Here is a 525-nt window from a genome sequence, read left to right as displayed (position 1 = left end):
TGATTGCCTCAAGTCGCCGGAAAGATACTTTACAGCAAGTTCAGACGGCCTTGAATCATCCTAAGTTCAGTATTGAAAACCCAAATAAAGCCCGTTCTTTATTGATGAGCTTCAGTCGTAATATTCCGCACTTCCATGCAGAAGACGGCAGCGGCTACCGCTTTGTAGCAGATAAAGTGATGGAAATTGACCGCTTTAATCCGCAAGTTGCCGCTCGACTGGTGCAGGCTTTCAACATCTGCAACAAATTGGAAGCCAACCGCAAAGCCGTTATGACTAAAGAGTTGCAACGCATCCATGCACAAGAAGGTTTGTCCAAAGATGTGGGCGAGATTGTTGGTAAGATTTTAAATGAGAAATAAAGCTTGTCTGTTGAACTTATTGTTATTTGGCAATAAGGATAGATAGACTAAAGGCCGTCTGAAACTGATTGGTTTCAGACGGCCTTTTTATATACAACGCTTAAATTAATTTTCGTTGAGGGTAGGGCATAAGAATAAAAAAGAGCCTGCATAAAACAGGCTC

The 525-nt window shown here is 41.9% G+C and carries 1 protein-coding gene; it reads left to right on the top strand.

Annotated elements, in window-relative coordinates:
- A partial coding sequence (locus tag ACTHUR_RS17975) for an aminopeptidase N C-terminal domain-containing protein (protein WP_440400105.1) occupies positions 1–362 on the top strand: 362 nt, incomplete at its 5' end.
- Positions 363–525: the final 163 nt, after the last annotated feature.

Source organism: Neisseria sp. P0021.S007 (assembly GCF_051956855.1).
Note: the sequence above shows the minus strand (reverse complement) of the source record. Positions and strands in the feature narration are given on the sequence as shown.